This window comes from Pseudomonas sp. 22490 (genome assembly GCF_052044465.1).
GTDB classification, from domain to species: Bacteria; Pseudomonadota; Gammaproteobacteria; order Pseudomonadales; family Pseudomonadaceae; genus Pseudomonas; species Pseudomonas aeruginosa.
The window spans coordinates 37502-59270 of record NZ_JBQENS010000040.1 but is presented as its reverse complement, the minus strand read 5'-3'; the positions used below and the strand labels follow the sequence as shown (position 1 = coordinate 59270).

The following is a 21769-nucleotide window of genomic DNA, read 5'->3' as shown; positions in this document are numbered from 1 at the left end:
GGCGCCCAGGGCGGCCCGCTGATGCACGTGATCGCGGCCAAGGCGGTGTGCTTCAAGGAAGCGCTGGAGCCGGGCTTCAAGGACTACCAGGCGCAGGTGATCCGCAACGCCAAGGCGATGGCCGAGGTGTTCATCGGGCGCGGCTACGACGTGGTTTCCGGTGGCACCGACAACCACCTGATGCTGATCAGCCTGGTGAAGCAGGGGCTGACTGGCAAGGCCGCCGACGCGGCGCTCGGAGCGGCGCACATCACGGTGAACAAGAACGCTGTGCCGAACGATCCGCAGAGCCCGTTCGTCACCTCCGGCATCCGCATCGGCACCCCAGCGGTGACCACTCGCGGTTTCCGCGAGGGCGAGTGCCGAGAACTGGCTGGCTGGATCTGCGACATCCTCGACGATATCGACAATCCCGAGGTCGGCGAACGGGTCAGGGGCCAGGTCGGCGAATTCTGCCGGCACTTCCCGGTCTACGCTGATTGAACAGGAACGCCGCCGTGGTGGCGGCCAATCCGCAAGCGGAGACGAGCATGTCCCTGAGTGTCTTCGATCTGTTCAAGATCGGCATCGGGCCGTCCAGCTCCCACACCGTGGGGCCGATGCGTGCCGCCGCGCGCTTCGCCGAGGGGCTGAGGCGCGAGGGGTTGCTGGAGGCCACTGCCAGCGTCAAGGTCGAGCTGTACGGCTCGCTTGGCGCCACCGGCAAGGGCCACGGCAGCGACAAGGCGGTACTGCTCGGCCTGGAGGGCGAGCAGCCGGACAAGGTGGATACCGCCGCGATTCCCGCTCGGCTCGATGCCATCCGTTCCAGCGGCGAGCTGCGCCTGCTCGGCGAGCGGCCGATCCGCTTCGTCGAGAAGGAACACCTTGCGCTGATCCGCAAGCCGCTGGCCTACCATCCCAATGGCATGATCTTCCGTGCCTTCGACGCCGCCGGCCTGCAGGTCCGCAGCCGCGAGTACTACTCGGTGGGCGGCGGTTTCGTGGTCGACGACGAGGCCGCCGGCCTCGACCGCATCGTCGAGGACCGCACGCCGCTGGCGTTCCCCTTCAAGACCGCGCGGCAACTGCTCGACCATTGCGTCCGCGAAGGCCTGTCGATCAGCCAGTTGATGGCCGAGAACGAGAAGGCCTGGCGCCCCGCCGAGGAAACCCGTGCCGGCCTGCTGCGTATCTGGCAGGTGATGCAGGATTGCGTCGAGGCCGGCTGCCGCAACGAGGGCATCATGCCCGGCGGACTGAAGGTCAGGCGCCGTGCGGCGGCGCTCCACCGCCAGTTGTGCCAGCGGCCGGAGGCCGGTCTGCGCGACGCCCTCAGTGTGCTCGACTGGGTCAACCTCTACGCCCTGGCGGTGAACGAGGAGAATGCCAGCGGCGGCCGCGTGGTGACCGCGCCGACCAACGGCGCGGCGGGGATCATTCCGGCGGTGCTGCATTACTACGCGCGCTTCATCCCCGGGGCCGACGACGACGGCGTGGTGCGCTTCCTGCTCACCGCGGCGGCGATCGGCATCCTCTACAAGGAAAACGCCTCGATCTCCGGCGCCGAGGTCGGTTGCCAGGGCGAGGTCGGCGTGGCCTGCTCGATGGCTGCCGGAGCGCTCTGCGAAGTGCTCGGCGGTAGCGTGCAGCAGGTCGAGAACGCCGCCGAGATCGGCATGGAGCACAACCTCGGGCTGACCTGCGACCCGGTCGGCGGGCTGGTCCAGGTGCCCTGCATCGAACGCAACGCGATGGCTTCGGTGAAGGCGATCAATGCGGCGCGCATGGCTCTGCGCGGCGACGGCCAGCATTTCATCTCTCTCGACAAGGTCATCCGTACCATGCGCCAGACCGGCGCCGACATGAAAAGCAAATACAAGGAAACCGCGCGCGGCGGCCTCGCCGTGAACATCATCGAATGCTGAACCGCGCCGCTGCGCCGGCGCTTCTTTTTTCTTTCCCGACAATCGATCGCGGCTCTCCGGCAGACAGGAGGCCGGGATGCCATGGAGTGAAACATGACCGCAGAAACCCTCGCCAAGACGCCCCTGCACGCCCTGCACCTGGAACTGGGGGCGAAGATGGTGCCCTTCGCCGGCTATGACATGCCGGTGCAGTACCCGGCCGGGGTGCTCAAGGAGCACCTGCACACCCGCGAGCAGGCCGGTCTGTTCGACGTTTCGCACATGGGCCAGATCCGCCTGGTGGGCGCCGATGCGGCGCTGGCCCTGGAAAGCCTGGTGCCGGTGGACATCCTCGACCTGCCGGTGGGCCAGCAGCGCTACGCGTTGTTCACCGACGAGCAGGGCGGGATCCTCGACGACCTGATGGTGGCCAACCTCGGCGATTGCCTGCTGCTGGTGGTCAACGCCGCCTGCAAGCACCAGGACCTGGCGCACCTGCGTCGTCACCTGGAAGACCGTTGCAGCGTCGAGCCGCTGTTTGAGGAGCGTGCCTTGCTCGCCCTCCAGGGACCGGCGGCGGTGCGGGTGCTGGAGCGCCTGGCGCCGCAGGTGGCGCAGATGACCTTCATGCAGTTCGCCCGCGTCGAGCTGCTCGGCCAGGACTGCTACGTCAGCCGCTCCGGCTATACCGGTGAAGACGGCTACGAGATATCCGTGCCCGCCGCCCATGCCGAGGCCCTGGCGCGGCGCCTGCTGGCCGAGCCGGAAGTGGCGCCGATCGGCCTCGGCGCGCGCGACTCGCTGCGCCTGGAAGCCGGCCTGTGCCTCTACGGCCACGACATGGACAGCGCCACCACGCCGGTCGAAGCCAGCCTCGGCTGGGCCATTTCCAAGGCGCGCCGCGCCGACGGCGTGCGCGCCGGCGGCTTCCCCGGCGCCGAGCGGATCTTTGCCCAGCAGGCGCAGGGCGTTGCCAGCAAGCGCGTCGGTTTCCTGCCGCAGGGGCGGATGCCGGTGCGCGAGGGCGCCGAGATCGTCGATGCCCAGGGGCGGGCGATCGGCAAGGTCAGCAGCGGCGGTTTCGGTCCGAGTCTCAACGCGCCGCTGGCCATGGGCTACGTGCCGAGCGAGCTGGCCGGCCTGGGCAGCGAGGTGACGGCGATGGTGCGCGGCAAGCCGGTGACCCTGGTGGTCAGCAAGATGCCCTTCGTGGCGCAGCGCTACTACCGCGGTTGAGCACTGGCCCTCTCTCGCCTCGGCGGGAGAGGGCGGCGACCGGCCTCACGGGTGTTTCGGCCGCTGCCGTTGCAGGCCCAGCTTCTTGGCCCGGTGGAATACCGCTGCGCGGGTCTTGCCGGTCTGCTGCGCGCACCATAGCGAGCCGCGCTGCTGGTAGTGCTGGCGCAACAGATCTTCCTCGGACTTGCTCCAGATCGCATTGTTGCGGTCGCGCCCGCTGTGCGGGGAAAGCTCCTCGGCCTTGCTGGCGACACTCTGGTAGCTGCGGCCGAGCATGTAGGCGCACCAGGCCAGGCTGCGCTTGCTGCCGTGGCGGCGGATGAACTCGACTTCTTCGCTGGACCAGGCGGCCGGTGCCTTCGGCGGCGCCTTGCGGTCCAGCGAGCGGGCGAGGGCGGCGCGGGCGCGCGCCACCGCCTGGTCGCCGGGATTGTTGCGGCGGGTCACGCCGAGGGCGCGGCGCCAGCGCCCCACCAGGCTCGGACTGAACCCCCACCAGAACTGCACCGACTCGGCGCATTCGGTACGTACCGCGCGCAGCAGGTCGCCGCAGAGAATCGGCGAAGGGCGGCCGCTGCGCTTGCGCGTCGGCCAGCGGAACAGGCCGTCGGTGAAGCCGCCGACCTCCACGGCGCCTTCCAGCTCGTCGACCAGCCAGTCGCCGGGGATCACCAGTGGGCTGGTGTAGGGCGCGCCGAGCAGCAGGTGGTTGATGGTAGCGACAGAGGTAGGGGTGTCTGCAGTCATGGGACGATCCTTGCTGATACCGGGCCAGCTGGGCTGGCCATATCCCTGAGAGCGGCGTCGCTGCGGCGTGGCGGGCGACGGCGCGTTCGCTTCCCGTGGTTCGGGCGGTCTTCCGGCGGAGGGCGACTGCCTGTCGCGCCTCCTTGGGAACGGGCTGGAAGCCATGCTCATGGGCGGGCTCCACGATAGATGCGCCAGGCCAGCCGGCCGGGACGGGCGGCGATCGCCGCATCCACCTCGATGCGCGGCAGGTCCAGCGGGTCGCAACGGGTATCCACCAGGCCATTGCGCGCGCCGAAGGCGAAGCGGTAGCCAAGCCGACCGAGGGCGGCGCGCAGGCCGGGTTGCGCGGCGGGTGTGGTGCGAGCTTGGCAGAACACCGGCAGGGGGGCGGCGCAATGCTGCTGGAGCTGGCGGTGGGCGCGGCCGAGACAGTCCTCGGCGCAAAGGCCTGCCGATGGGTGCGGCTCCTGTCCGCGCAGGCCGAAGCGAAGCAGGCCGCTGTTTTCCAGGCGGCGGACCCGCTCCCAGTCGCCAGCGCTGTACGGTGCGGGAACCGGGCAGGCCGCGTGCAAGGCCTGCTGCGAGGCCGGGTCGAGGCGTTCCAGCTTGCGCAGGAGGAGGTCGAGGTTGCGGCTGCGACGCTGGTCGTCGCCGGTGCGTTCGAACACCGCCATGAGTGCCGCGCCGCTATAACCCTCCAGCAGTTCCAGCAAGGGTCCGGCGGCAGTCGCATCGGCCTGCCAGAGCGTCTCGGCCACCGCTTCGCGCCAACTGCGCGGGTCACCGCCGATGAAGGCGCTCGCCGGCATTTCGTAGCGTTCCAGCAGCGGATAGACCTGCTCGGCCAGTTCCGCAGGGTTGCCGTCGACGCTCAGGGCGATCCGCAGGCAGGCTGGAGCGGGGCCTTCGAGCAGGTGTTCCAGGGGCACGCAGAGGAAGTGCCGCTGTAGCCATAGCAACAGGGTTTCCAGGTCCTGACGATCGAGGCAGTGACCTTGCCGGTGCGGCAGGGTCGCGCGCCGGCGATCCGCGACTACCGGTCCCAGGCGCAGCACGATACCGTTCTGGCGCAGCCGCCGCTGGCCTACGGAGGAGTTCAGGAACGTCATCCCGATCAGGCTTCGCATGGCTTCCCCCGGCTCATCGACGATCCGTCACCGGCGATCGTTCCCTGCGCGCGGCAGGGCTTTCGCCAGCCTGTCCGGAGGCTGTGCCATAGACTCCGGCCCCGGCAGTCGATTCGGTCATGGGCGAGCCTCCTGGGGTAATCCGCACAAACGTTTGCTGCGACCACGCAATGCGTGGCTCGAACCGGGGCTTGGCGAGGCCCCGGCGGTTGTTCGATAAGGACTGCATGGCACCGGATAACGCTACAAAGGATCGATATGATTCTTTTTTGACGCTATCACAGTCGATGGTCGGATTATTGACGCTCTGCCGCTGTTATAAAACCGTCAGGCTATGCGAAAAGGCCTGCCGGCTACGCGTCGAGGCCCGGAATGGCGTGCCTTTGCGGGGGAGATGAGGGCTCCGGTAGGCCTATGCGGATTGGTTATAAGAAATCCGATTTGAATGAGAATTGCCGACGAATGGTCGTTTGCACGGATGTCCGGTGGTTTTTCCCGGCTGCTTAGAACCTTTCGATTGGTTAGGTGTTGCCCAGGGTGCTGCACACAGACTCTCGTCTTCCAGTCAAGAGCCTTGGGATGCAGACTGTTTTTCAAATCATGACAACTTCTTAACGCGCATTGTTATAAAGTTGCGGGCGTTTGCGCCGGCCTGGCCGGTACCTTCGAGTTTTGCCTGGAGTGAAGATGAGAGTCGACCTGGACGCCGAGGGCGTCGCCGCCGAATCGCTGCCGCGTTTCCAGCAGGCGCCCCGGCAGTTGCGCCAGTTGTGGCGATGGGCAGCGGCCAGCGTCGCATTGGCCGCCGCCTGCGCCGTGCTGGGGTTCTTCATCGGCCTGTTCGCCGCCGACTCGCTCTGGCCGCCGCTGCTGTACAACCTCGGCGCGGCCTGGCTGGTCCTGTTCGCCGGTCTGCACGCGGCCTACCGGGTCGCGGCCTGGCGTTGCGTGGTCCTCGGCGCGGAGGCCAGCGCGCGGCCTGCCTGGCTGCGCTGGCAGCGGGGCGAACCCGACGCCGCCGCCGACAGCGCCTATGAACGGCTGCTGGAGCGCCTGGGCCAGGCCATCGCCCACGGCCTGGCCCAGCTCGGGCACGCTGCGCTGTGGCTGGCGGCGAGCGCGGCGCTGGCGTTGTGCCTGGTAGCCGCCGGCTGGCGTCTCGACCTGCCGCCGGCCAGTTCCGGGCAAGCGGCCGACCTCGCCATCGGGATCTGCCTGCTGCTGGCCTTCGCGGTGCTGGTGCTGGAACGTCGCTTCGCCAGCCAAGGGCCGGCGCAGTGGCCGGAAGCCCCGGCCCTCGGGCAACTGGCGCGGGCGCTGATCGGTACCCTGGTGCTGGCCGCCCTCTGTCTGTTCCTGGCTCGCCAGGGACACCCCTGGGCCCCGCGCCTGGCGGTACTGCTCGGCCTGTTGCCGGCGGCGCTGGCGTTGGAGTTGCTGGGCAGGGCGATCCTGGCGATGTTCGCGCCGCAGCGTGCCGGCCTCGAACCGCGCCTGGTCGCCACCAGCCTGCTGGCCGACCTGTTGCGCTGGCCGCCGCGTCCCCTGCAGCGTCTGCAGCATGAGTTGCACCAGCGCTTCGGCATCGACCTGCGCCAGGTCTGGGCCTTCGGTTTCATGCGGCGGGCGTTCCTGCCGGTGCTGGCGGTGGTGTTGCTGAGCGGCTGGCTGCTCAGCGGCGTACGCGAGATCGGCATGGATGCACGGGGTGTCTACGAGCGCTTCGGCAAGCCGGTCGCGGTGCTCGGCCCCGGCCTGCACCTGGGGCTGCCCTGGCCGCTGGGGCGGGTGTTGGCGGTGGAGAACGGGGTGGTCCACGAGTTGGCCACCAGCGTCGCCGCCGGCGACGGCGGAGCCGAGCCGCTCGCGCCCGCCGAAGGTCCCGCCCCGGATAGCGCCAACCGCTTGTGGGACGCCTCCCACGTCAGCGAGAAGTCGCAGGTCATCGCCAGCCTGGCCGACCGTCGGCAGAGCTTCCAGATCGTCAACATGGACGTGCGCATCGTCTACCGCATCGCTCTCGACGACGCGGCAGCGCTGGCGGCGACCTACCGCAGCGCCGACGTGCCGACGCTGGTGCGCAGCACCGCCAGCCGCGTACTGGTGCATGCCTTCGCCTCGCGGACCCTCGATGAGGTCCTCGGCGAGCAGCGCGCGGGCCTGGCCGAGCAGATCGGCCAGGCCGTGCAGGCCGATCTCGACCGCCTCGGCAGCGGCGTCGAGGTACTGGGCGCGGCGGTCGAGGCGATCCATCCGCCGGCCGGTGCGGCGAACGCCTACCACGCGGTGCAGGCCGCGCAGATCACCGCCCAGGCGCTGATCGCCCGCGAGCGCGGGCAGGCCGCCGCGCAGCGCAACGAGGCGCAACTACAGGCCAGCGTGGCGCACGACCGGGCCAGCGCGCAGGCCCGCGAGACCCTGGCCGCCGCGCAGGCCGCCGACCGGCGCTTCGCCGCCGAGCGGGAAGGCTATGCCGACGCCGGCCAGGCTTTCCTGCTGGAGGCCTACTACCGCCAACTCGGACGCGGCCTGGGCAAGGCCAACCTGCTGCTCATCGACCACCGCATCGCCGGCGCCGGCGCGCCGACCATCGACCTGCGCAGCTTCGGCCTCGGCCGCCTGGATTCCCCGTCTTCGTCCCGTCCGTCCGCCGCTCCGGCGTCCGCGGCCGGGCAATCCGCACCATGAGGAGAGCGCTCTTGAGTCTCGGTCACTCCCACTCGCACAGCCACCACGAGCATCATCACGATCACGATCACGATCACGATCACGATCACGATCACGGCCATGGCGCACAGGCCGCGCCGCCCTGGCGCCGGCTGCTGGTCGCCGCGCTGCTGGTGCTGTTCGCCGTCGCCGCCGCTTGCCTGGTGCAGGTGCGTTCCGGCGAGGCGATGGTCATCACCCGTTTCGGCAACCCGGCGCGGGTCCTGCTCGAACCGGGTCTGGCCTGGCGCCTGCCGTTGCCGTTCGAGAGTGCGATCCCGGTCGACCTGCGCCTGCGCACCACCTCCAGCGGCCTGCAGGACGTCGGCACCCGCGATGGCCTGCGGATCATCGTCCAGGCCTACGTGGCCTGGCAGGTACAGGGCGACGCCGACAACGTGCAGCGCTTCATGCGCGCGGTGCGCAACCAGCCGGACGAGGCTGCCCGGCAGTTGCGCACCTTCGTCGGCTCGGCGCTGGAAACCACCGCCAGCGCCTATGACCTGGCCGACCTGGTGAATACCGAGGCGTCGCGGGTGCGTATCGGCGACTTCGAAGCGCGCCTGCGCGAACAGATCGACCATCAGTTGCTGGCGACCTACGGGGTCAAGGTGGTGCAGGTCGGCATCGAGCGCCTGACCCTGCCCAAGGTGACCCTCGGCGCCACCGTCGACCGCATGCGCGCCGAGCGCGAGACCATCGCCACCGAGCGTACCGCCGAGGGCCGTCGCCAGGCCGCGGAGATCCGTTCGGCGGCGGAGCGCGACGCCCGGGTGATCCAGGCCGAGGCTTCGGTGAAAGCCGCGGAGATCGAGGCCCAGGCGCGGGTCGAGGCGGCGCGCATCTACGGCAAGGCCTACGCCGGTTCGCCGCAGCTGTACAACCTGCTGCGCTCGCTGGACACCCTCGGCACCATCGTCAACGGCGATACCCGCCTGGTCTTGCGCACCGATGCCGCACCGTTCCGCGTGCTGGTCGACGGGCCGCCGGCGTTCCCCGCCGAAGCGCCGGCCAACAGGCGCCGGCCATGAGCGGCGAAGCGCGCGAGGGGCTGCACAGCCCCTGGCTGCAGGCCGGACGCCTGGCGTTCCTCGCACTGTTCGGCGTGACCCTCCTGGCGGCGCTGGCCTGGGCGTTTTCCAACGTCCGCCAGATCGGCCCGGAGAACCGCGCCGTAGTGCTGCGCCTGGGCGCGCTGGAGCGCCTGGCCGGTCCCGGCCTGCTGCTGGCCTGGCCGCAGCCGCTGGAGCAGGTGGTGCTGCTGCCGTCCGCCGAACAGGTGATCGAACGCCGCGTCGAGGGCCTGCTGCGTTCCGAGCAGGCGCGTCGCGCCGATCTCGACGTCAGCCTGTCCAGCGACGCGCTGGCCGGCTCCGGCTACCTGCTGACCGGCGACGCCGGGGTGGTGCAACTGGACGTGCGGGTGTTCTACAAGGTCGACGACCCGTACGCCTACGTCCTCCAGGGCGCCCACGTGCTGCCGGCGCTGGACCGGCTGGTGGCGCGCAACGCCGTGCAGGTCTGCGCCGCGCGCGACCTGGACACCATCCTGGTGGCGCGCCCGGAGTTGCTCGGCAACGACAGCGCGGTCGCCGAGCGCCGCGAACGCCTGCGCGGCGACCTGGTGCAGGGCATCAACCACAGCCTGGCGGCGTTGGCCGCGGCCGGCAGCGGGCTGGGCATCCAGGTGGTGCGGGTCGACGTGCAGTCGAGCCTGCCGCGCAATGCGGTAAGCGCCTTCAACGCGGTGCTGACCGCCAGCCAACTGGCCGAGCAGAACGTCGCCAAGGCGCGCACCGAGGCGGAGAAACTCACCCAGGCCGCCACCGAGGGGGCCGACCGCACCCTGCAGCTCGCCCGCGCCGAGGCCGGCGAACGGCTGGCCCAGGCGCGCCGCGACACCGCCAGCATCGTTGGCCTGGCCCCGGCGCTGGGCGCGACCGATGCCGGCCTGCTCTGGCGCCTGTACCGCGAACGGGTGCCGGCGATCCTCGGCAAGGCCGGTTCGGTCGGCAGCGTCGATCCGCGCGACGATGGCCGCCTGATTCTGCAAGGTGGGCAGCAATGAGCCGCTGCCCGACGGTGCCCTTCGCGGGCTGTGAAACAATGGACGGACAAGCGAACGTGAAACGGCTACCCTGCGTCGGCATCAACCTTCGGTACGCGCTTCCGCCAGCGGAACGCGGCGCCGAGTCGAACAACCAGGCGAACGGGACGGGCAATGACGGCAGGCGGTATTCCATTCACGGGCAACGGTGCGCGGCTATCACCCGGCAGGGCCCTGCTGTGCGGGCTGGCGCTGTTGCTGTGCGGCGGCGAGGCGCTGGCGCGGCAGTTGCCGAGCGACATGCTGGTGGGCTTCGTGGCCAGCGCGCAGTACCCGGTCATCACCCTGAAGAAGCCCAAGCAGAGCCTGCTGCGCAGCGTGCTCACCCTGGGGCTGGGGAAGAAGACCGTCAGCTATTCGGTGGCGCCGTCGGTGCGCATCCGCACGGCGCAGAACCTGTTCATCGTCTATGGCCGCATGCCCCAGCTCAAGGGCAGTTTCGTCGGCCTGAAGAGCGACAACAACGGGCAGGTCAAGCAGATCTGGGAGCTCACCGAGAAGGAAGCCCTGGACTACGTACGCCGGCCGGACGCGCGCTTCCCGCAATAGCCGCCGCGGCTCGCCCCGGGAGGTGCGCATGAGCGAGCCGACCGCCCACGGCAGCCATGGCGGCTGCGCGCATCACCATCATCACCTGCCGTTCGGCGGCGGCCTGCTCAGCCGCGACGAGCAGCGCCGTGCCGCGCGCCAGCTGAGCCTGGCGATGCTCGCCCTCGGCCTGTTGCTGCTCGGCCTGGCCTGGCGCTGGCTGGCGGCGGACCAGGCCGGGGTCAGCCAGATCCTGCTCGGCGTCGCGTCGCTGCTGGTGGCGCTGCCGGTGGCCCGCTCGGCCTGGGACAGCCTGCGGCATCCGAGCCTGCACGGCGTCACCGACCAGTTGATCGCGCTGGCCATGCTCGGCGCCTGGGCCAGCGGCGACCTGCTGACCGCCGCGCTGCTGCCGATCATCATGATCTTCGGCCACGTGCTGGAGGAGCGCAGCGTGATCGGCTCCCAGGAGGCCATCGCCGCCCTCGGCGAGCTGACCCGCAGCCATGCCCGGCGGATCGAGGCCGACGGCAGCCTGAGCGAGGTGGACAACGCCAGCCTGCGAGCGGGCGACCAGGTGGAAGTGCGCGCCGGCGACCGGGTTCCGGCCGACGGGCGGGTCCTGCAGGGCCAGGCCAGTCTCGACACCGCGCCGATCACCGGCGAGTCGGTGCCGCTCGAGGTGGTGCCGGGGATGGAGGTCTACGGCGGCGCGATCAACCTCGACGGCCTGCTGCGCATCGAGATAACCCGTACCGGCGAGGCCTCGACCCTGGGCAAGGTGATCGGCCTGATGCAGCAGGCCGAGCGCGCCAAGCCGCCGATCACCCGCCTGCTGGAGCGCTACGCCGGGCAGTACATGTTGCTGGTGTTGCTGATCGCCGCGGTCACCTGGTTCGTCACCAACGATGCCCAGGCCATGCTCGCCGTGCTGGTCGCCGCCTGTCCCTGCGCCCTGGTGCTGTCCGCCCCGGCCACGGCTATCGCCGGGATCGCCGTGGCCGCCCGTCATGGCATCCTGATCCGCAGCTCGGCCTTCCTCGAGGAGCTGGCGGACCTGACTTCGCTGGTGGTCGACAAGACCGGCACCCTGACCCATGGCAGCCTGCGCCTGCAGGCGCTGCGCCTGGCCGATGCCGCCGAGGAGGCGTCGGTGCTGCGCCTGGCCGCTAGCCTCGGCGCCGCCAGCAGCCATCCGGTGAGCCGAGCGCTGGCAGCCCTGGCGGCGCACGATGCCTATCATCCATTGAGCGATATCCGCGAACGCCAGGGGTTCGGCGTGGTCGCACGAACAGCGGCGGGCGAAGCCGCCCTCGGCCGGCCCGAACTGTTCCAGCAACTGGGCATCGACGCCAGCGAGGTGCCGGAGCATGAGGGACCGATCGCCGGAATCGCCCTGGACGGGCGCTTCCTCGGCTGGCTGCTGCTGGCCGACAGCGTACGCGCGGAGGCCGCCGAGGCCCTGGCCGATCTGCGCGAACTGGGTCTGGGCCGGCAACTGTTGCTGACCGGCGATCGCCGGGCGGTGGCCGACGCCGTGGCCAAGCAGGTGGGGATTCGCCAACTGGTGGCGCAGGCGTTGCCGGAGGACAAGCTGCGCCAGGTCGGCGCGGAGATCGGCAGCGGTTTCCGGCCGATGGTGGTCGGCGACGGCATCAACGATTCGCTGGCGCTGAAGGCCGGTGTGGTCGGGGTGGCAATGGGCGCCGGCGGCGCCGACATCGCCCTGGCCTCAGCGGATATCGTGCTGATCGGCAGCGACCTGCGCCGCCTCGGCACCTGCGTGCGGCTCAGCCGGCAATGCCGGCGGACCCTGCAGGTCAACGTGGCGATCGGCCTCGGCTGGACCCTGGCGATCGTCGCCGCGGCAGCCTTCGGCCTGCTCGGCGCGGCCGGGGCGATGGTCGCGGCGCTGCTGCACAACCTCAGCACCTTGCTGGTGCTGGGCAATGCCGGACGCCTGCTGCGTTTCGAGGAGCCCCTCGGGCAGCCCCGGCCGGCCGTGGAGGGACGCGAAGAGGAGGGTACACCGTGAGGCAGGCGCAAACGCGACGCAACGGCTGGCGCTGGCTGGCCCTGGCGGTCGGCACGCTGTCCGCGCTGAGCCTGGCCGAGGCGTCGATGGCGCGCTGGCCGGCGGGCTGGCAGGTCAGCGACCTGCCCGCCGCGCAGCCCGGCCAGGCCGGCGCCGGCCAGCGCCAGCGCGCGGTCAAGTTGCAGGCAGACGGCTCCCAGGCACTGGTGATGGAGGTAACGCGGATGCCCCTGCAGAGCGGGCAGGCAGTGAACCTGGAGAAAGTCCTCGGGCACATGCGCAAGCTGGTGCAGATCGAGTTCCTGCGCAACGGCCTGCAGACCGCCTGCACCTCGCCGCAGCCGTCCACCACTGGCGGGCTGGCGGCGCTGGAGACCACCTGCACCATTCGCCAGCGCGGCGCCGTGGTGATGAAGCAGACCTTGCTCGCCGCGGCCGGCAAGACCTCGGCCTATTCGCTGTCCTATGCCGGCCTGGCCGAGGCCTACGACGCCAGCCAGGCAGAAATCCGTGCGGTGCGGGAAAGCCTGCGCTTCGAATGAGCGAAATCGGACGCGGTCGGGGCGGGGACTGGAGTGTCGGCGGATAACGCCTGCGGCGCTATTCGCCCTGCGGAGGGTTGCATTGGGGTAGGGCGGATAACCGCTTGCGGTTATCCGCCTTGCGTCTGTCGCGGATCATTTCTTCCCGGCGTTCTGCAGGATCTGCAGGGCCTGGGTGGTGGCGGTGATGCAGCCCTTGGTGTCGCCGCTGGCCTGGTCCTGCCTGGCCTTGGCCTGGAGTTCCTTGACCTCGGTGACCCGCGCACCGGTGACCGAGGTCTTGCCGCGCACGGCGAGGATATCGTCCAGCTTCTGCAGGTTGGCGCCGCACAGGTCGGTGCTTTCGGCGGCTTGGGCGGTGCCGCCGAGCAGGGCGGCGGCGATGAGCAGGGTACGCACGATCATGGCAGTTCTCCTTTGTGGGCCGGGTGGCCGGACGGGGGAGAGACGACAGGCTCCTGGGAGTCTTCTCCGCATGCCCAGTATCTGACCGGAGCCTCGCGGGAATGGTTCGGTCGCTCAGCCGTTGCCCCAGGGCGGGATCGACAGCGCCTGCTGGAGATGCTGGATGAACGCCTTGACCTTCGGCGACATCGCCGCCGCCCGCGAATACATCGCGTAGATCACGTCGTCGAGTGGGCGCAGGCCGGGCGCGGCGTCCACCAGGCGGCCGTTCTTGAGGTCCTCGGCGACGATGAACAGCGGCAGCAACGCCAGTCCCTGGCCGCGCAGGGCGGCGTCGCGCATGGCCTGGCCGTTGTTGCTGCTGAAGCGTCCGCGTGGCGAGACGGCACGGGGCTTGGCGCCGGGGAACGCTGGTTCGAAGGTCCAGACCTGGCTCGGCGTGGCGTTGTTGTAGCCCAGGCACTCGTGCTGCATCAGTTGTTCGAGGGTGTCCAGCGTGCCGTGGCGTTCCGCGTAGTCGGGGCTGCAGCAGACCACCCGCTGGCTGTTGGCCAGCGGCCGGGCGATCAGCGAACTGTCGTCCAGGCGGGTAACGCGGATGCTCAGGTCGTAGCCTTCCTTCTCGAAGTCGGTGAGGCGGTCGTCCATCTGCAGGACGATCTCCAGGCGCGGGTGCTGGCTCATGAAGTCGGCGATGATCGGCGACAGCCAGAGGGTGCCGAAGCTCATCGGGGTGACGATGCGCAATTCGCCGCACAGGTCGTTCTCGCGCAGGGCGACGATCTCCGCGGCGTTGTTGAGTTCCTGCAGCGAGGCCTTGGCGGCCTTGTAGAAGAAATGCCCGGCCTCGGTCGGCTCGACGTTGCGCGTGGTGCGATAAAGCAGGCGGACGCCGAGGCGTCGTTCGAGATCGCTGACACGCTTGCTGATCACCGACTTGGACAGGCTCATGCGCTCGGCCGCCGACGTCACGCTGTTGAGTTCGGCGACGTTGAGGAAGGCTTCGATATCGTCGAAACGCAGGCTCATCGGTGGGCCCACGATACAGTGGCAATCGCTCGACGCATTCTCGGCTCCTCCTGGTCGTTTTCCTTGGGCTTTCTATCCGCTTGATTCGCAAGCTAAATCGATCCAGCCTTGAGCAAGCTTACCCAATCGAAAGGCGCCGCAGCGTTCGTTCTCAGCGAAAACGGTTTTCGCCTGGACGCGCTACCGGGAAGGCCGTCGGGGCTTTTACCCTGTAGCCGCGACTCGTCGCTCCGTGGCCGACCGCTCCTGCCCGCCCCCGTAGGCGGCCACGGATTTCCTTGCGCCTTCTAGACTGGAAGCGAACCCGCCGCATGAACCCCGAACGAGAAACCAGCATGTCGAGTCGCTTCATCGCCGCCTGGTCCGCGGCCAACCGTTGCCTGGAGGTGCGGGGCCGGGCATGGAAGGGCTGAAACTCTACGCCCGCTTGCTCTGGCGGCCGCCGCGGGAAACCCTGCTGTTCGCCCTGCGCACCGTCGCCGCCGGGCTGCTGACCCTCTACCTGGCCTTCCTCTTCGACCTGGAGCAGCCGAAGTGGGCGCTGATGACCGTGGTCATCGTCAGCCAGCCGCTGGCCGGGATGGCTCTAAAGCGCAGCTTCGCCCAGGTCGTCGGTACCTTCGCCGGCGCCGTGGTGGCGGTGCTGATCATGGCGCTGTTCGCCCAGCAACCGTTGCCGTTCTTCGTCGCCCTGGGACTCTGGCTGGCGCTCTGCACCGCCGGCGGCACCTTGCTGCGCTACACCGATTCGCACGCCTTCGTGCTCAGCGGTTTCACCGCGGTGATCGTCGCCGTGCTGTCGATTCCCGATCCGGAAAACACCTTCATGCTCGCCGTGGTGCGGCTCACCGAGACCCTGCTGGGCGTCGCCTGCGTGGCCCTGGTCAGCCTGCTCAGCGCGCGTCCGCAGGCGGTGGCGAAGGGCTACTTCGCCCAGGTCGATGGCCTGATCCGCAGTACCGCGCGGCACGCCGCGGCGGTGATCCGCGGCGACGAGGGCGACGAGTCGTTCAACCAGCGGCAGATGCGACTGGTCGCCAGCATCACCGCGCTGGACGGCCTGCGCCGGCACCTCTATTTCGACGCGCCGAACCTGCGCCGCGCCGATGGCCTGGTGCAGTTGCTGGGCAACCTGCTGGTGCTGATGGCCTCGCGGCTGTTGCTGCTGCGCCAGCATCGCCTGCTGGTGCGGGCGCACTGGGTCGGGCCGTTGCCGGCGGATATCCAGGCGCTGCTGGATCGTGCATTGCGGGTGCTGGACGCGCTGGCCGAGCAGGGGCGGGCGGTACCCTCCGAGGTGCTGGAGGAGTTCCAGGCGGTGCGCCAGGCCTTCGATGCCGCGGCGACGCGCGCGGAGTCCTACGACGAGGCGCTGAGCCCGGCGCTGCGCCCGCAGGTGGCGATCCTGCGCTGGGAATACGCGCGGCTGTTCCAGCGCCTGGGCGAAGTGCTCGAACTCAACGATGCGATCCAGTCCGGCCGCCAGGCCAGCAGTTTCTACCGCCGTGGCCAGGCGCAGGCGCTGCACCTGGACTGGGCGCTGGCCTCGATGAACGCCGTGCGCGCTTTCGTCGCCTTGTCCTGCGCCGCCTGGCTGTGGATCACCAGCGCCTGGAACGGCGCCCTCAGCAGCCTGCTGCTGGTCGGCGTGATGTGCTCGCTGATGGCGACCTTCCCGCGTCCGCTGCTGGCGGCGCAGAACTTCCTGCGCGGGCTGCTGCTGGCGATCCTGATCTCGGCGGCGCTGCTGTTCGTGCTGTTGCCGGCATCCGCCGACTTCGAGTGGCTGGCGCTGTGGATGGCGTTGCTGCTGTACGTGGTCGCGGTCGGCCTGAGCAGCCCGCTGAGCGCCGGGATCGCCATGGGCATCGGCCTGGAGACCTTGCTGATGGTGGCGCCGCAGAATATCGCGGTCTACTACAGCAACGCTTCGCAGTGGTTCGAGTTCGTCGGCGGCTTCCTCGCCGCGGCGGTCCTCGCCGTGCTGGTGTTCGCCCTGGTCTATCCGTTCCGCGCCGACCCGCGCCTGCGCCGGCTGCTCTACCTGTCGCGCCAGGACGTCGCGGAAATGTCGCGCTGCGAGGCCAGCGAGGCGCAGCGCTTCGCCTTCGAGACGCGGATGATCGATCGCCTGGCGGTGATGGTCGGCCTGCTGCCGGCGAGCCAGGAGCCGGCTGCGGCGGAACGTTTCCAGTGCGCCCTGGGCTGCGTGGTGATGGGCGTGGCGTTGAACCGCCTGCGCGAGCCGCTGCATGACGCCGGGGTGGTGCCGCTGGAGTTGCAGCCGCTGCTGGGCGAGGCGCTGCGCGAGGTCGCCGCCTACATAGCCGGCGGCGCGGACGCCCCGCGGCAGGACCTCGCCCTGGCCGCCCTGCGGCGTTTCGGCCGGGGCCTGGAGGCCTTGCTGGCGCAGCCGTCGAAGGACCTCGGGGCGACGCGGCAGCGCTTCATCATGAATGTCGCGGTACTGATCCTGCAGCAGTCGCTGCAACGCTATCGGACGTTGCTGGAGGAGGACCGCGGCGCACCGGCGGTCGTCGAAGAACCAGAAGAGGAGGGCGGACATGCCCGCTGATGTCGAGGTCGGGGGCGCCTACCTGCCGCCGATCGCCCAGGCGCTGCTGCTGGCCTGGCTGATCCTGCTGCTGCTCAACCCGCTGTTGCGGCGCCTCGGCGTGTTGCAGCGGGTCTGGCACGAAGCGCTGTTCCAGGGCGCGTTGTACTGCGCGATCTGCGCCGGTCTGATCCTGTGGATGGGAGAGATGTCCCGATGAACCTGTTGCAAGGCAAATGGCCGCGCCTGGCCACCCTGCTGGCGGTGCTGGTGGCGGCGGCGCTGGTGTTCCTCGCCTGGGAACGCTACACCCGCACGCCCTGGACCCGTGACGCGCGGGTCCGCGCCGATGTGGTGACGCTGTCGGCGGACGTTTCCGGGCTGATCACCCGGTTGCCGCTGAGCGACAACCAGCCCGTGGAGAAGGGCGAGCTGCTGCTCAGCATCGATCCGGCGCGCTATGAACTGGCGGTGCTGCGCGCCGAGCGCGCGGTGAACGTGGCGCGGGCGGCGCTGGGCGAGTCGCGCGCGGCGATCGAGGCCAGCCAGGCCCAGTTGCGCCAGCGCCGCAGCGAGGCGCAACGGCGCTCGGCATTGCAGAAGCGCTCGATGCTATCGGTGGAAGAGAACGAAAAGGCCCAGACCGACGTCAGCCTGGCCCAGGCCGAGTTGCTGAGGAACCAGGCCAGCCTCGGCCTGGCCCAGGCCAACGTGGAGCTTGCCGAAGCCGCCTTGCAGCAGGCCCGTCTCGACCTCGAACGTACCCAGGTGCGCGCCCCGGTCAGCGGCTACGTGACCAACCTGCAGACCCGCGAGGGCGACTACGCCCACGCCGGGGTGCCATTGCTGGCGCTGGTGGACCGCGATTCGTTCTATGTCAGCGGATACTTCGAGGAGACCAAGTTGCCGGGCATCCACGTTGGCAGCCGGGCGCGGGTGGAACTGATGAGCGGCGAGCGCTTCGACGGGCGCGTGCAGAGCATCGCCCATGCCATCACCGACCGGGAGAATGCCGAGGGCTCGCGCCTGCTGGCGAACATCAACCCGAGCTATACCTGGGTCAAGCTGGCCCAGCGAATTCCGGTGCGCATCGCCATCGATCCCGCCTATCGCCAGCGCAACACCTTGCGCGCCGGCGTGACCGCGACCATCCGGGTGCTGCCCGCGGAGGACACCGCGAAAGTCGATTCCGCGGCGCCCGGGACTGCCTTGCGGCCTTGAGTCAGGCCGAACCGGTCAGTCTGTGCCGGTCATGGCTCAGGGTTGTTCGCGGACGATTTCCGCCAGGTGCAGGATCAATCGCTCGTCAGCCTGGTTGCCGCTCTGCTGGTGGAATTGCCTGGCCTCCTCGCGGGCGCGCTGGAAGGCCGCATCGACGCTGGCCTGGCCATGGCTGTCGCGAATCCACAGGTAGAGGCCCATGACCAGGCTCTGCAGGGTGGCCAGGTCGCTGCTCTGGGCGTTCAGCGCATCGATGAGTTGCTGTTTGGAAAACGCTTGCATGGTTGATCTCCGATCAATGGCGCCGCAAGGGCGCGGTTCGCCCCGGCGGTCGCCGGGGTGCGCGGAGCATGTGGAAAGTGCGGAGAGGCTGGCCAGCTTAGGCCAAGTCATTCAAATGATTAGGGAATTTTCTGACTTTCAGTGACCTTTCGACTGTTTTCGACGGCGGGCGATCGCTACGTTTTCATCGAACCGTCACCAAACCGTCATGAAGACACGCCTAGCATTCGCGGTATTTCGGCATGACGTGGAGAGCAGCGCATGGACTCCTATGGCGATACCTCGGGCCGCATCGGTCGCGACTGGCTCGATCGACACGACGAAGAGCTGGAGCAGGAACTGCTCGACGACGAGCTGAACCTGGACGAGCTGTTCGGTCCCGAGCAGGAGGATGCGCCCGGCGAATTGAGTCGGCGCCGCTATTTCCGCGAACTGTTCCGCCTGCAACGGGAACTGGTGAAACTGCAGAACTGGGTGGTGCACACCGGGCACAAGGTGGTGATTCTCTTCGAGGGACGCGACGCGGCGGGCAAGGGCGGCGTGATCAAGCGCATCACCCAGCGCCTCAACCCTCGGGTCTGCCGGGTCGCCGCGCTGCCCGCGCCGAACGACCGCGAGCAGACCCAGTGGTATTTCCAGCGCTACGTCTCGCACCTGCCGGCCGGCGGCGAGATCGTCCTGTTCGACCGCAGCTGGTACAACCGCGCCGGGGTCGAGCGGGTCATGGGTTTCTGCAACGACGAACAATACGAGGAATTCTTCCGCAGCGTGCCGGAGTTCGAAAAGATGCTGGCGCGCTCGGGCATCCAGTTGCTCAAGTACTGGTTCTCCATCTCCGACGCCGAGCAGCACCTGCGCTTCCTCAGCCGTATCCACGATCCGCTCAAGCAGTGGAAGCTCAGCCCGATGGACCTGGAGTCGCGGCGGCGCTGGGAGGCCTACACCAAGGCCAAGGAAACCATGCTCGAACGCACCCACATCCCCGAGGCGCCCTGGTGGGTGGTACAGGCCGACGACAAGAAGCGCGCGCGGCTGAATTGCATCCACCACCTGTTGCAGCAGATGCCCTACCGGGAAGTTCCGCAGCCGCCGGTACACCTGCCGGAGCGCCTGCGCCACGCCGATTACGTCAGGCATCCGACGCCCGGCGAGATCATCGTGCCGGAAGTCTACTGAGCCAGTGGGCGCCGCGTACTTCGCTCACTCGGGTTCTTCCTTGTTCCTCCGGCCGCGCCTCTGGATGACGCTGGCGCCTCGACGCGCGCGTTGCCGCCTGGCTCGCGCGCGCTTAAATTTCCTCCTTCACATGACGTTCCTCTGAGAACAACTCCGTGTCTCGAGTCCGATCATGCCCCTGTTGAATTCCCTGACTGTATTGCCGTTGCCTGGCGGGCAGCGTTTGAGTGGCGACGAAACCGATAGCCGGCTCAGCCTTGCCCTGGATGGTGCGTTGCTGTTGCGCCTGCGCCTGGAGCGCACAGACACGGAAATACGGCTGGCGGTGGAGGAGCTTCCCGGCGGCGATGCCGAGCATGCGTTGTGGGCCGCCAGCTACTGGCTGTTCGCCCGCGATCCGGATTGCCAGCGGCTCGTCTGGTCGCTGTCCTGGGAACCCGAAGAGTCCCTGGCGAAGGGGATGCTGACAGGAGCCGCCGCAGCGGGCACCTATGTCTGCGAGAGGGGCCGGTTCTGGCAGTTGCCATGGCCCTGGCTGCCGCTTGCCCAGCCGTGCTATCCCCAGTCGATGCAACTTACCGATGGAAAGCGTCATCCGCTGCGCCGGCCGAAGCCCAGGGGAGAGGTCTACCGGCGCTTCGATGCGCGATTGGGATGCTGGATATCCTTGCGTACCCTGGACATCGAGAGGGACCTGGAGCGTTTTCATCGCTGGCAGAACTCGCCCAGGGTGGCGGAGTTCTGGCAGGAAGATGGAAGCCTGGAACAACATCGCGAGCGTTTGCGCCAGCTCGAGGCGGATCCTCATGCACTGGGGCTCATCGGCTGTTTCGACGATGAGCCCTTCGCCTATTTCGAGGCCTACTGGGCGAAGGAGGATCGCATCGCGCCGTTCTACGTGGCCGAAGACTACGACCGCGGGATCCACATGCTGGTCGGCGAGGAGGCCCACCGGGGTCCGCACAAGGTCGCCTGCTGGCTATCGGCACTGGTCCACTACCTGTTTCTCGACGACCCGCGCTCGCAGCGAGTGGTGGCGGAACCGCGCGCAGATAACGCGCGGATGATCGGTCACATGCACAACCTGTGCTTCCACTGCGAGAAGGAGTTCGACTTTCCGCACAAGCGGGCGGCGCTGATGATCATCGGCCGCGAACGGTTCTTCGAGCGCTGTCGTCTGGCCTGACGGGGCGGGAAGAAGCTCGAGGCGTCCGGCGGACGCCAATAGAGAAACGGGCAGGCGCAATGCCTGCCCCTGTGTCTCAGCGACGCGCGCTCAGGTTCGCCAGATTGTCGCCCTGGCGCTCGGCGGTGACCTTGCGGCAGTGCACCAGGGCGTCGCGGATCATGAAGTTGACCAGGGTCGGCGAGACGCCCAGTTCCTTGGCGATGTCCTTCTGTGGCACGCCGTGCAGGCGGTACATCTCGAAGGCGTAGCGGGTGCGCTTGGGCAGCTCGGTGAGGGCATCCGCGATGTGTTCGAGGGTCGCGTAGTTGATGTGCGAGGTTTCCGGCGAGGCGCCCTGGATCACCACGTTCAGGCCTTCTTCCTCCGGCCCCGAGTATTTCTGTTCGAGCGCCTGCTTGCGGTAGTGGTCGATGGCCAGGTTGCGGACGATCTGGAACAGGTAGCTGAGCTGTGCCTTGAACGACGAAGTGATCTGCGGCGCCGACTGGAGCCTGAAGAACGCATCCTGGACCACATCTTCGGCTCGCGAGCGGCAACCGGTAATGCGGGCGGCGATCTTCACCAGGATCGTACGGTTATCGACGAATGCCTGGAGGAGCGGGGTATCGCATCTGCGGGTAGACAGTTGTTCCGACATGGAAATCACCTTGCTGCGGAGGGGGCTGCAGAGCACTGGCGGTGGGGTAAGACCCACACATGGCGCAACAAATTATGTTGAATGATAATGATTGTCAATTACGAAGAAATAACCAATCTCACCTTTATTCGTGAATGGTCCGCATGCTGGCAAATAGCCGCTGCGAATGATGGAGGGGAGAAATTCTTCGGCGTTTCAGAAGGATGGCCGCGCCAATGTTGCAGTCATGCGTCGCAGACGAAATTTTTTTAATAATCTTTAGGAATCAGCTAGTTAGAAATCGGTATTGACCGCCTCGCCGCTCCTGCCGGCGTTCCGCGCAAGAACTGCGCGAAGGCGCTGCGACAACCGTTCCC

At 68.5% G+C, this 21769-nt stretch carries 19 protein-coding genes and 1 pseudogene; 14 read left to right on the top strand and 6 right to left on the bottom strand.

The window, feature by feature from the left end:
- From glyA to gcvT, 3 genes and pseudogenes are all read left to right on the top strand, one after another.
- Positions 1-483 (top strand): annotated as a pseudogene (gene glyA, locus ACTJJX_RS30475) (serine hydroxymethyltransferase); the annotation flags it as partial.
- Positions 484-530: 47 nt separating this feature from the next.
- Complete coding sequence (locus ACTJJX_RS30470) at positions 531-1907, top strand: L-serine ammonia-lyase (protein WP_003106759.1); 1377 nt, start codon at positions 531-533, stop codon at positions 1905-1907.
- A 93-nt stretch (positions 1908-2000) separates the two neighbouring features.
- Positions 2001-3122, top strand: a complete 1122-nt coding sequence (gene gcvT / locus ACTJJX_RS30465; RefSeq protein ID WP_003122380.1) for a glycine cleavage system aminomethyltransferase GcvT — start codon at positions 2001-2003, stop codon at positions 3120-3122.
- A 45-nt stretch (positions 3123-3167) separates the two neighbouring features.
- Here gcvT and ACTJJX_RS30460 read toward each other — a convergent pair whose 3' ends face one another.
- The gene (locus ACTJJX_RS30460; RefSeq protein WP_004349942.1) at positions 3168-4043 is read right to left on the bottom strand and encodes a hypothetical protein; all 876 of its coding nucleotides are present in this window, start codon (positions 4041-4043) and stop codon (positions 3168-3170) included.
- Positions 4040-5002 (bottom strand): polysaccharide deacetylase family protein, encoded by a 963-nt coding sequence (locus ACTJJX_RS30455; protein ID WP_009876508.1) that lies wholly within the window; start codon positions 5000-5002, stop codon positions 4040-4042. The genes ACTJJX_RS30460 and ACTJJX_RS30455 overlap by 4 nt, the downstream gene beginning before the upstream one ends.
- A 687-nt stretch (positions 5003-5689) precedes the next feature.
- On the opposite strand from ACTJJX_RS30455, the gene hflK reads away from it, so the two are divergent.
- From hflK to ACTJJX_RS30425, 6 genes are all read left to right on the top strand, one after another.
- Complete coding sequence (hflK, locus tag ACTJJX_RS30450) at positions 5690-7690, top strand: protease modulator HflK (protein WP_016852849.1); 2001 nt, start codon at positions 5690-5692, stop codon at positions 7688-7690.
- A gap of 11 nt (positions 7691-7701) precedes the next feature.
- Complete coding sequence (gene hflC, locus ACTJJX_RS30445; RefSeq protein WP_016852850.1) at positions 7702-8739, top strand: protease modulator HflC; 1038 nt, start codon at positions 7702-7704, stop codon at positions 8737-8739.
- Entirely contained in the window at positions 8736-9776 is a 1041-nt protein-coding gene (locus ACTJJX_RS30440; RefSeq protein WP_016852851.1) for an SPFH domain-containing protein, read from the top strand. Before hflC ends, ACTJJX_RS30440 begins: the two co-directional genes overlap by 4 nt.
- Before the next feature lie 153 nt (positions 9777-9929).
- On the top strand, positions 9930-10364 hold the full coding sequence (locus tag ACTJJX_RS30435) for a hypothetical protein (protein WP_003089693.1): 435 nt from the start codon (positions 9930-9932) through the stop codon (positions 10362-10364).
- Positions 10365-10392: 28 nt separating this feature from the next.
- Positions 10393-12378 carry a cation-translocating P-type ATPase gene (locus ACTJJX_RS30430; RefSeq protein WP_012614117.1) on the top strand — a complete coding sequence of 662 codons (1986 nt, stop codon included), beginning with the start codon at positions 10393-10395 and terminating at the stop codon, positions 12376-12378.
- The gene (locus ACTJJX_RS30425; protein ID WP_003102966.1) at positions 12375-12920 is read left to right on the top strand and encodes a DUF4946 domain-containing protein; all 546 of its coding nucleotides are present in this window, start codon (positions 12375-12377) and stop codon (positions 12918-12920) included. The genes ACTJJX_RS30430 and ACTJJX_RS30425 overlap by 4 nt, the downstream gene beginning before the upstream one ends.
- A gap of 135 nt (positions 12921-13055) precedes the next feature.
- Here ACTJJX_RS30425 and ACTJJX_RS30420 read toward each other — a convergent pair whose 3' ends face one another.
- A complete protein-coding gene (locus ACTJJX_RS30420) occupies positions 13056-13325 on the bottom strand; it encodes a hypothetical protein (RefSeq protein WP_003089681.1) in 270 nt (89 codons plus the stop codon).
- A 114-nt stretch (positions 13326-13439) separates the two neighbouring features.
- A complete protein-coding gene (locus ACTJJX_RS30415) occupies positions 13440-14354 on the bottom strand; it encodes a LysR family transcriptional regulator (RefSeq protein WP_003089677.1) in 915 nt (304 codons plus the stop codon).
- Positions 14355-14754: 400 nt separating this feature from the next.
- Between ACTJJX_RS30415 and ACTJJX_RS30410 the strand changes: the two genes are divergently transcribed.
- The 3 genes from ACTJJX_RS30410 to ACTJJX_RS30400 are packed head-to-tail and all read left to right on the top strand — an operon-like array spanning position 14755 to position 18129.
- Positions 14755-16929 carry an FUSC family protein gene (locus ACTJJX_RS30410; RefSeq protein ID WP_016852852.1) on the top strand — a complete coding sequence of 725 codons (2175 nt, stop codon included), beginning with the start codon at positions 14755-14757 and terminating at the stop codon, positions 16927-16929.
- Entirely contained in the window at positions 16919-17128 is a 210-nt protein-coding gene (locus ACTJJX_RS30405; RefSeq protein ID WP_004343820.1) for a DUF1656 domain-containing protein, read from the top strand. Before ACTJJX_RS30410 ends, ACTJJX_RS30405 begins: the two co-directional genes overlap by 11 nt.
- A complete protein-coding gene (locus ACTJJX_RS30400; RefSeq protein ID WP_003113071.1) occupies positions 17125-18129 on the top strand; it encodes an HlyD family efflux transporter periplasmic adaptor subunit in 1005 nt (334 codons plus the stop codon). The genes ACTJJX_RS30405 and ACTJJX_RS30400 overlap by 4 nt, the downstream gene beginning before the upstream one ends.
- A gap of 36 nt (positions 18130-18165) precedes the next feature.
- Here the strand turns inward: ACTJJX_RS30400 and ACTJJX_RS30395 are convergent, their stop codons facing one another.
- Positions 18166-18411, bottom strand: coding sequence for a hypothetical protein (locus ACTJJX_RS30395; protein ID WP_016852853.1), 246 nt, complete (start codon positions 18409-18411; stop codon positions 18166-18168).
- A 261-nt stretch (positions 18412-18672) separates the two neighbouring features.
- Here ACTJJX_RS30395 and ppk2 point away from each other — a divergent pair, with 261 nt between their 5' ends.
- Complete coding sequence (gene ppk2 / locus ACTJJX_RS30390; protein WP_003089666.1) at positions 18673-19587, top strand: polyphosphate kinase 2; 915 nt, start codon at positions 18673-18675, stop codon at positions 19585-19587.
- Positions 19588-19759: 172 nt separating this feature from the next.
- Complete coding sequence (locus ACTJJX_RS30385) at positions 19760-20773, top strand: GNAT family N-acetyltransferase (protein WP_003116903.1); 1014 nt, start codon at positions 19760-19762, stop codon at positions 20771-20773.
- Positions 20774-20849: 76 nt separating this feature from the next.
- Here the strand turns inward: ACTJJX_RS30385 and pvdS are convergent, their stop codons facing one another.
- Complete coding sequence (gene pvdS / locus ACTJJX_RS30380; protein WP_003116904.1) at positions 20850-21413, bottom strand: pyoverdine signaling pathway sigma factor PvdS; 564 nt, start codon at positions 21411-21413, stop codon at positions 20850-20852.
- Positions 21414-21769: the final 356 nt, after the last annotated feature.